Raw genomic sequence first — 9,175 nt, 5'->3', positions numbered from 1 at the left:
TGCTCTTCCGATCTGCCTCAGGATGTTGTGCGTTTTTGGGGACGACCCACATTATCTGGTACCCGTCGATGTAATGATTCACCGGTTTTGAAACAGGATATTCTGCAGGCATCATGTTTTTCAGTTTTTCCTTGTCCACCGATTGCCAAAAATTGAACATCCAGGTAGCGTTGGAAAAAAAGAGGTATTTGCCGCCCAGCATATCAGGGAAAATTTCATTCCATACATTTGACTGCCAGTTGGGTGGCAGCGGATTGTACGGAGCGATTTGCTCCAGTTGTTTCAGTGTTTTTTGCCATGCTTCAAGTTTTGATTCACTGATGTATTTGTTGTGATAGTGTTCTTCACTTTCAAGGTTGGATAGAAACAATTGGTTGAAAAGATTGACCAGGGTTGACCAGTCCCCGGCTTCCAGAATACCATAGATTTGGTCTTCTTCAGAGGCCTGTTGGTTGTATTCGTGCATTGCTTTAAGGTAACTCTTGAAATCTTCAAAAGTCATCCCCATTTGTTTTACTTCAATACCCAGTTTTTCGGCTACATTCAGGTTGCACCACAAGGCGTAGTTGTAACCTTCGATAAAAGGTCCGGGAATAATTCCGGCCCATCGGTCCTTATTCTTTTCAATGACTCCGTCAACGGTGTTCTCTGTAAAGCCATCAATAACGGAAAAATCTATCAGATATTTTTTTGCCCAGTCCGGTTCTTCAAGAATGATGTTGTTTACATTGTTGAGCATCAGAAGGTCGTATTCCGATTGTTCACTTTTCAACTGTTTGGCGGTCCACTGGTCCAGTTTTTGGCCTCCGCGGTCATTACCCACAAAATCCTCCGGGAAATCCATCGTTACTTTCTGATCCTGATGAAGGAAATTGTACTCCCGGACAAACTCCCGGATGAATTTTTCCCTGTCGGCCTGTCCCAGCCATTGTCCCACCATTTTTATCTCAGTTTGTTCAGGGCGCTCTATCTCATTGCTACTGTTTCTGATATTCTGCTCGTCTTGCTGTGAGTCGGAACATGCAGAAAAGGAAAATGAGAAAATGAGGATGAGGAATGTTGACGTGAAATATGTTGTGACTCGTTTCATTTTGCACATTTTAGGAGATGATTCTATTTGTTTTCGTTTAGGTCGGTATCAAAAAAGCTGACCCGTGCTTTCAATTCTTTTGATTCCGTTTCCAAATCACCGGAATATTTTGATAAATCATCTGCAAATTTTGTATTTCGCTGAATTACCTCATTCAGTTGGTTGATGGCGGAACTGATTTGTGATGCCCCGGTTTTTTGTTCCATGCTTGAGGCTGCAATTTCTTTGATCAGGTCTGTCGTGTTTCCTATTTCCGGAATGAGGTTGGTCATCATATCATGCGAACTTTCTGTTATGTTCACACAGTCGTTTGCCAGCTTATTGATTTCGTCCGCAGATTATTTGCTTCGTTCAGCCAGTTTTCGGACTTCGCCGGCAACAACGGCAAACCCTCGTCCATGTTCGCCAGCGCGTGCCGCCTCCACCGCGGCGTTGAGAGCCAGTATATTGGTTTGGAAAGCGATGTCGTTGATGACGGTAATTTTATCGGCAATTTCTTTGATGTATTTTAAACTCAACTCTGCTTCCTCCGACATTTGTTTCAGTCCGCCAAATGTATTGTCCGAAATCTTCTCAGTGCGCAGGGCGTTTTCAGAATTGTTTTCGATGTTGGCTGACATTTCCTGAATGGAGGCCAGTACTTCTTCCACGGACGAGGCTTGTTCATTGGAACCGTCCGCAATTAACTGAGATACATCACTCATGTTGATACTGGAGGAGGAAAGGCGTTCAGAACTGGAGAAGATTTTTGAGACGATGTCCTTAAAGGTGCTGTTAAGCTGGTCAACGGCCTTAAGAATTAAACCGATTTCATCATTTGAGTGGATACTAATTTCCTTCTTTTGAAGGTTACCTTGTTTTAGGTTATCCAAAACATCCAGAACGATGTGTATTTTAGTGGTGATGAACCGGTTGAACAGGAAAAGTATAACAGCCGATGTGAGAATCAGACAGAAAAGAATTCCTGCGATTACCACCCATGTAATAGTGGCCTTTTGTTCCACGACCTTGTCTGCTTCGGCCACTATCAGGATGGTTCCAAGTCTGCGTCCGTCGTTCAGTACTATGGGAGCGATGCTTGCATAACTTTCCGAGGCATCAAACTCCAGATTCCTGAACACCGGCTCGTTTATTTCTTCCGTTATTTCGGGGAAATCTTGATAGAGCCCTATTTCATCCACATATTTCTCACGGTATTCCGGTGTGAGTGAATAATAGACAAAGCCGTTCGTACCAACTATGATACATTCGCTGATGGTTTCTCCCACCACATTTTCCATTATTTCAGCATTTTCAGCCGATTCGTAGGCCAGTGCTCCCTCCGACATCATGAAGGCAGGAGTGCTGATCTGGTTTTTTATTCGGGTTTCTATTTCACCGGTGAATGTGCTGATAAAGAAATAGCCAATGATAATTAGTGCAAACAACTGGGTGAGGATTATCAGAATTCCTATCTTGTAGGAAAGCTTGTTTAGAAATCTGTCTAACATAGCGTTTTGTTTATAGGATTTTAATTCTGCAACATAGAACAGGGTTCTTTGCAAGTATTGAAAACTGTTTATTTTTCAGGGTTTCAAAAATTATTTGCAGCAGTAATGGTTTATTTATCAACTAAAGGGTGTATGAACGTTTGATGGAAGGTTATTTCTGATAACTGTTTTTTTCGTTAAAAGGTTACATAATTTGGTTAATTTTCGTCAAGCTTCCTGAATGTTTTGTTCTTTAACCATAAATCCTTTGTTTGTCTATATTATTTTTCAAATTATTTCTGATGTTGAAAACCTGCTATTTTTTTGTAAAAACTTTTCACTGATTTTTTTTAAAGAAAAGAGATTGCTTCACAATATCGAGATGACACGCGGTAAACTGATATCAGAAGGGTGGAGGAGGTACTGAGTAGTTGTATTGTGCAAATCAGGCTCCGAAATGGCGGATCAGAGTGCGCCACACCTGATAGCTACTGCTCTTTTTTGCGACTGAGTTACTTTCCTAAAAAAAAAATATCTTAAAACCTTTCAACTGTGACATTTGAGTTGTCATTGGTCGTTCATTGGATGTGCCAGTATCTGAATTCTTATCGTTCAACGACTTACTGAACACCACTGACTGATTTGCTTTTTTCAAGAGTCCGGCCGTATCAAATTTCACTCTGGCCTGAATCTTAATCAAGTTTATGAATTGATTCGGATAAATTGGAGAGATATCACTTAAAATGTTATATTTTTGTGGATCAACTTTCTTGCAGATGAAACCAAACGCAATTCCGGAAAGCCAGGAGATATCGCAGAATAACGATACCACTGCACTTATTTTGCAGCCCGTGATAGACGTGCCTGAAAGCATTGAAATTAAGGTTGAACGACCGGCAATTCAACTGCTTAAGGAGGAAGAACCCCAGGAGCGTAGGCGTCAGGAGTCAGTGGAACAGGTGATGGTTGAAACGCCAGAAACCCCGGTGCCAGAAGCTGAACCGGATATGGTGTATGAAGGACCGGACGGCCTTGAATCTGTACTGATTGCTGAGTGGCAAAGTTCCGGTTATACATCTGATTTGTGGTCTTCAAACTTCAATGCAGAAATATCCATCCTGCCATTAGATTATTTTTCTGATGGTTTTGGTAAAAGCAATTCTGTTTCGGAAAAACAAGCTGACTTTGCAGGAACGTTTGAGGACAGTCTTCAAGCGGTTGTTGATTCATCTGTATTTGTTGAGAAAGCTGTAAAAACGATTGAAACGGTAGAGATTCAGGATCCCATTCCGGTAAATGTTAAAGAACATCAGGAACCACTCCTGGGCCAGAATTGGTTTTTGGTTTTGATTGTCTCTCTTGTGGCTCTCACCGGATTTATACGATTCAAATGGTACAAATACATTTCGGATGTATTTAGTGCGGTTCTTTTCAAAAATGTAGCCGGGAAGCTGCAGTCAACCAATAGCGGAGTTCAGAAAGTTGCATCTTTCTGGCTGGAGTTTTTATTCTATGCCAATTTTGCGCTGTTGTTTTTTGAATCCATGAGGCAGTCCGGCCACACATTTTTTCAGCTGTCCGGCTGGAAGTTACTTGTCCCTCTCTTTGGGTTTCTTATCGTTATCTTCACACTTAAGTTCATTGTTTATCGCTTTATTGGGTGGGTTTTTGGTGTTCAGGAGGCCACAGCCGAATATCTGTTTCAATCGTCCATTATGAGTAAAGCTTTCGGGCTTATTTTGTTGCCTCTAGTGGTGATTTTTCCTTTTCTGGAGCCCGAGGCACGTCATTGGATTCCGAGAATTGGGTTTTCTGTCTTTGTAATACTGTATGTAATCCAAGTAGGCCGCGGATTTGTGGCAAATTTAAGGGGTGGGCTTTCAGGTTATTACATATTTTTGTACCTTTGTGCCCTGGAAATTTTACCCTTGTCAATACTGATTAAAGTGCTGTTTTATTGACTTAAATAGTGTATTGGTTTCTGGTTTTGTTGAACTAAAACTTAAGCAAATTGAAGATCAAAAAAATCCTGGTTTCGCAGCCTAAGCCGTCAACACCAAAATCTCCTTACTTTGACCTGTCGGAAAAAAACAATGTGAAGATTGATTTCAGGCCGTTTATTCAGGTTGAAGGGATATCGTCTAAAGATTTTAGGCAACAGAAGATTAATATTTTGGAGCATTCTGCCGTTATTTTCACCAGCAGGACAGCTATTGACCATTTCTTTCGTATTTGTGAAGAGACACGTGTTACGGTTCCCGATGACATGAAATATTTCTGTATTTCGGAGGCTACGGCTTTCTATCTTCAGAAATATATTGTTTATCGAAAGCGCAAGATCTTCCACTCCACAGGAAAATTTCCTGATTTGGTGGAGGTGATAAAAAAACACAAGCAGGAAAAGTTCCTGGTTCCACTTTCTGATATTCATAAGCCCGAGATTCCTAACCTGCTGACGAAATCTAAAATTAGATTTACAAAGGCAATTCTTTATCGGACTGTCAGTAGTGATCTAAGCGACCTTAAAGACATCAATTATGATGTTCTGGTCTTTTTCAGTCCGTCGGGAATTAAATCGTTGATGCAGAATTTTCCAGATTTTGAGCAGAAAGAAACGCTTATTGCATCTTTTGGACCCGCGACAGCGAAAGCAGTTAAGGACGCTGGTCTCCGGCTCGACATTCAGGCTCCTCTGCCACAGGCTCCGTCTATGACAGCCGCCCTGGAAATGTTTATCAAGAAACACAACAAGAAATAAAACGTTATTTGATTTAACTAAACACTCCTTGCCTGATTATGGGAAGGAGTGTTTTTTTTATTGACCAACAAACTTAAGGTTTAATGAGGGGGTTCAGAATCCTGATGCCTTATGTGTTTTGATTAAACTGCAGATATGAGATGAAACAACCCGGGTTTACTTTTGGAAAATCAGAGAAGCTATGCAGTCGAAAAATCATTGACAGGCTTTTTGACCAGGGTGAGGCTTTTATGGCCTTTCCTTTAAGGGTGCAGTTTATGCCTGCCGAACTTCCGGAAATGGTTCCTGTTCAGGCCATGTTTTCAGCCTCGAAACGACGTTTTAAAAGGGCCGTGAAACGCAATTTGCTTAAACGCAGGATGCGGGAAGCCTACCGCCTTAATAAACAACCGTTGCTGGATGTTTTGAAGGCAAAGGATGTTCAACTCGGGGTGGCTTTTCTTTTCGTTTCAAAAGAGGAACTCAATTATCAAACAATCGAAAAGGCCATGAAAAAAGCTATCCAGAAGTTGGTTGCTGAGATGGAAAGACGATGAAGATACTTCAAAATATATATGAGGCATTTAAAAAGGTGCTGGTTTTTATTCTGATTATTCCGGTACGCATCTATCAGTGGGTGATATCTCCTATGATTGGGCCTTCGTGCCGTTATACTCCAACGTGCTCTGTCTATTCGGTGCAAGCATTGAAGAAGCATGGTCCTTTTAAGGGGCTTTGGCTGGCAATTAAAAGAATTTTGTCTTGTAATCCGTGGGGCGGAAGCGGGCACGACCCTGTTCCATAATCCACAATTCCTTCCATAATCCGGTATGGATGATAGAATCGGAACATGCTTCTTTCTACACATTTTTACTCAATTCTTTTATGGTAGATGACTGTAGCATCCATGATTCGGAGTCTATTCCCTGAAGTGGAATAAGTGGTGCAGGATTAAAACTTTTGAAGTGTGACAGATGTTCGGGCGATATCGTTCAAAAATTATATCTTTACAAATAAACCGGAGATTCTGTGAAAGTATTACACATCAATAAAAGCGATCATGCAGGAGGCGCTGCCGTTGCTGCAGTGCGTCTTCTGGAAGCCTCCCTGCATTATGGGATTAATGCCCGGATGCTGGTGCTCGAAGGCTCGGGTAAGCACGAAAAGGTGGAGGTACTTATTCGTTCACGTTTATCCCGTTTGGTTGAAAAACTGAAGTTTCTGGGAGAGATTTTCTTCTTTATTCCCTTTGAGAAAAACCGACAAAATCGTTTTGCCTTTTCACGAAGTCGTTTTGGTTTCGATATCAGCCGGCATCCCCTGGTTCGGGAAGCAGATGTGCTTCACCTGCATTGGGTAAATCAGGGATTTCTGTCACTTAAAGGGCTCAAAAAATTAATTGCTACCGGGAAGCCGGTTGTCTGGACACTTCATGACACCTGGCCTTTTACCGGAGGATGTCATTATCCGGGCACTTGTGGAGGGTTTACTTCTACCTGCGGACAATGCCCGATGCTGAAAAGGCCCGCCCCTGATGATTTATCTGCCCGGCAACATGAAGCTAAAGAAAACATCTACCAGGGTGCTTCCATCACCTTTGTGGGGTGTAGCAAATGGATGCAGGAAATGGCCGCAAAAAGTGCGTTGGTTCGGAAAGATTTAAAACATGCGGTTAATCAGGTTTTTAATCCCATTGATATAGACCATTTTAATCCTGAACAAAAGAGTCTCGTCAGGCGACAACTGGGATTGCCTGAAAACAAGAAATTGTTGCTTTTTGGGGCGGCCAATGTTGCCGATCCCAGGAAAGGTATTGGGTTTTTATTGAAGGCTTTGAATTATTTGTCACAAAGAGAATCGGGACTGGAGGAAAAACTTGAGCTGATGGTGTTTGGGAAGAATATTGAGTCTCTGGGCGCTGAGTTGACTTTTAAATTGCACTCTTTTGATGTGGTGAAAAACGAAACAGAGATGGCCCGGTTGTATCAGGCTACAGACTTGTTTGTGTTGCCATCGATGCAGGACAACCTGCCTAATACGGTGGTGGAATCCATGGCTTGTGGTACGCCGGTTGCCGCGTTTAATATTGGGGGAGTTCCGGAAATGATTCAACATCGGCAATCAGGATTTCTGGTCTCTCCCGGAAAATCTAAAGATCTGGCTGAGGGGATTCTTTTTGTAATGGAAAATTCAGAGGAGCTGGGCCGGAATGCACGACTTTTTGCACAAGACAATTTTTCTCCCGCGTTGGTTGCGCAGCAATATGATGAGATTTATAAGTCTGTAACAGGTAATAAGTAAATGAATAAACCTAAAATAAGCATAATCACAGTTGTTTTTAACGGCGCAGAAGCCCTTTTACACACCTTAAAGAGTATTGCTTCCCTGACCTATTCCAATATCGAATATGTGATTGTGGATGGAGGAAGTACAGATGGAACTGTTGATATTATCCGGCAAAACGAATCCATCATATCCCGGTGGGTCAGTGAGCCAGACAAAGGGCTTTACGATGCCATGAACAAAGGAATGAACCTGGCTACAGGGGATTATTTCTGGTTTGTAAATGCAGGCGATGAACCTGCCTCGCCTGAAGTTCTGAATGATCTGTTTTCAGAGGGCCACTCAGCCGATGTTTATTACGGGGAGACTCTATTGATTAATCCGGATGGCAGTGAGATTGGATTGCGCCGTTTGTCGCCCCCGGAAAAGTTAAATTGGCGCCATTTCAGACGTGGAATGCTTGTGAGCCATCAATCATTCATCGCATCCCGGAAAGTGGCAAAAGAGTACGATTTACGCTACAAATTCTCTGCTGATTTTGATTGGTGTCTTCATGCCCTTAGAAATGCATCGAAAATCAATAATACACATAAGGTTCTGTGCCGTTTCAGAGAAGGGGGTCTCACTAAACAGAATATTCTTCCCGGGTTAAGGGAACGATTCCGGATTATGGTAAAAAATTATGGGCTGATTTCCGCTATCTTTGCCCATTTCGTAATAGCCCCTAAGTTTCTTTGGTATTGGGCAAGAAATAAGCGGTTTTGAAACCCGAAAAATTTGTTTTGAGTTGGAAATAAAAAGTTTTAACGAGTGATCAACCAAAATATGGCAGGAGTGAATAAAATTAGTATCATTATTATTGCCTACAATGAAGAAAAGTACATTGCCGGGATATTAAATGCGTTGATTAATCAGACAGTAAAAAACTTTGAAGTAATAGTTGTTGACAGCAACAGCATCGATAAAACAGAGCAGGTAACGAAAGCTTTTGCGTGTCATTTTGAAGAATTCAGGTATGTCAGACTTGATGCTGCCCGTGGTCCTGCGTATAGTAGAAACAGGGGTGCTGAAGTTGCTAAGTATGAGAGGTTATTGTTTTTTGATGCGGATACTTCGGTGAAAAGCAACTTTATTGAAAGAATCAACAATCAGATAAAAAAACGGAATTTAGATACAGCCACTTGTCCCATAAGGATTTTAGAAGGAGGTTGGTCCGCCGATTTAAGTGCACTTTTTCTAAACTCATTTATGTATTTTCTTAAGCCGGTTTACTCATCAGGCTATGGGGCTTGTTTTATTTCTACCCGGGAAGTGCATAATCTGGTTGGGGGATTCGACGAAACCATCGGCCTTTGCGAAGATTGTCTTTACATAAAAAAAGCCCGTAGAGAACATCATTTAAAGCATGGCATCCTTACCCCATATTTTTATACCTCGGATCGACGGGCAAAAGCCGAAGGGGGCATCCTGTTTATACTTAAATTCGCAAAGCTTCATTTATACAGAATGATTTCTGGAAAAGAGATTCAAAAGGAAGAAATAGTTTATAACTATGGAAATTTTAATAATTAGGGCAAAAAAGGAATCCTGATTTTC

10 protein-coding genes are annotated in these 9,175 nt (G+C 41.7%); 7 read left to right on the top strand and 3 right to left on the bottom strand.

The genetic code is table 11. From position 1 onward, the window contains the following. The 3 genes from QZZ43_RS02125 to QZZ43_RS02115 form a co-directional block, all read right to left on the bottom strand. A partial coding sequence (locus tag QZZ43_RS02125) for a hypothetical protein (protein ID WP_291855780.1) occupies positions 1–1,090 on the bottom strand: 1,090 nt, incomplete at its 3' end. A gap of 23 nt (positions 1,091–1,113) precedes the next feature. Next, the gene (locus QZZ43_RS02120) at positions 1,114–1,392 is read right to left on the bottom strand and encodes a hypothetical protein (protein ID WP_291855777.1); all 279 of its coding nucleotides are present in this window, start codon (positions 1,390–1,392) and stop codon (positions 1,114–1,116) included. Positions 1,393–1,428: 36 nt separating this feature from the next. Next, a complete protein-coding gene (locus QZZ43_RS02115; protein WP_291855774.1) occupies positions 1,429–2,580 on the bottom strand; it encodes a methyl-accepting chemotaxis protein in 1,152 nt (383 codons plus the stop codon). Positions 2,581–3,335: 755 nt separating this feature from the next. Between QZZ43_RS02115 and QZZ43_RS02110 the strand changes: the two genes are divergently transcribed. The 7 genes from QZZ43_RS02110 to QZZ43_RS02080 all read left to right on the top strand — a co-directional run bounded on the left by QZZ43_RS02110 (position 3,336) and on the right by QZZ43_RS02080 (position 9,151). Next, positions 3,336–4,520, top strand: coding sequence for a DUF4271 domain-containing protein (locus tag QZZ43_RS02110; protein WP_291855771.1), 1,185 nt, complete (start codon positions 3,336–3,338; stop codon positions 4,518–4,520). A 50-nt stretch (positions 4,521–4,570) separates the two neighbouring features. Next, on the top strand, positions 4,571–5,317 hold the full coding sequence (locus QZZ43_RS02105; protein ID WP_291855768.1) for a uroporphyrinogen-III synthase: 747 nt from the start codon (positions 4,571–4,573) through the stop codon (positions 5,315–5,317). A gap of 140 nt (positions 5,318–5,457) precedes the next feature. After that, complete coding sequence (locus tag QZZ43_RS02100; protein WP_291855765.1) at positions 5,458–5,853, top strand: ribonuclease P protein component; 396 nt, start codon at positions 5,458–5,460, stop codon at positions 5,851–5,853. Further along, positions 5,850–6,101: a membrane protein insertion efficiency factor YidD gene (gene yidD, locus QZZ43_RS02095; RefSeq protein ID WP_291855761.1), complete on the top strand. Its 252-nt coding sequence runs from the start codon at positions 5,850–5,852 to the stop codon at positions 6,099–6,101. Before QZZ43_RS02100 ends, yidD begins: the two co-directional genes overlap by 4 nt. A gap of 224 nt (positions 6,102–6,325) precedes the next feature. Then, on the top strand, positions 6,326–7,597 hold the full coding sequence (locus QZZ43_RS02090) for a glycosyltransferase (protein ID WP_291855758.1): 1,272 nt from the start codon (positions 6,326–6,328) through the stop codon (positions 7,595–7,597). After that, positions 7,598–8,344, top strand: a complete 747-nt coding sequence (locus QZZ43_RS02085) for a glycosyltransferase family 2 protein (protein ID WP_291855756.1) — start codon at positions 7,598–7,600, stop codon at positions 8,342–8,344. A 69-nt stretch (positions 8,345–8,413) separates the two neighbouring features. After that, entirely contained in the window at positions 8,414–9,151 is a 738-nt protein-coding gene (locus tag QZZ43_RS02080; RefSeq protein ID WP_291855753.1) for a glycosyltransferase, read from the top strand. The last annotated feature ends 24 nt before the right edge of the window (positions 9,152–9,175 follow it).

The sequence above is a fragment of the Marinilabilia sp. genome (assembly GCF_016278715.1).
Taxonomy (GTDB): Bacteria; Bacteroidota; Bacteroidia; order Bacteroidales; family Marinilabiliaceae; genus Marinilabilia.
Note: the sequence above shows the minus strand (reverse complement) of the source record. Positions and strands in the feature narration are given on the sequence as shown.

Bases quoted from the DNA above. Each gene is read 5' to 3' on its own strand.
- QZZ43_RS02085 (WP_291855756.1), top strand. From the start codon at position 7,598: ATGAATAAACCTAAAATAAGCATAATCACAGTTGTTTTTAACGGCGCA.
- yidD (WP_291855761.1), top strand. From the start codon at position 5,850: ATGAAGATACTTCAAAATATATATGAGGCATTTAAAAAGGTGCTGGTT.
- QZZ43_RS02100 (WP_291855765.1), top strand. From the start codon at position 5,458: ATGAAACAACCCGGGTTTACTTTTGGAAAATCAGAGAAGCTATGCAGT.
- QZZ43_RS02115 (WP_291855774.1), bottom strand. From the start codon at position 2,580: ATGTTAGACAGATTTCTAAACAAGCTTTCCTACAAGATAGGAATTCTG.
- QZZ43_RS02110 (WP_291855771.1), top strand. From the start codon at position 3,336: ATGAAACCAAACGCAATTCCGGAAAGCCAGGAGATATCGCAGAATAAC.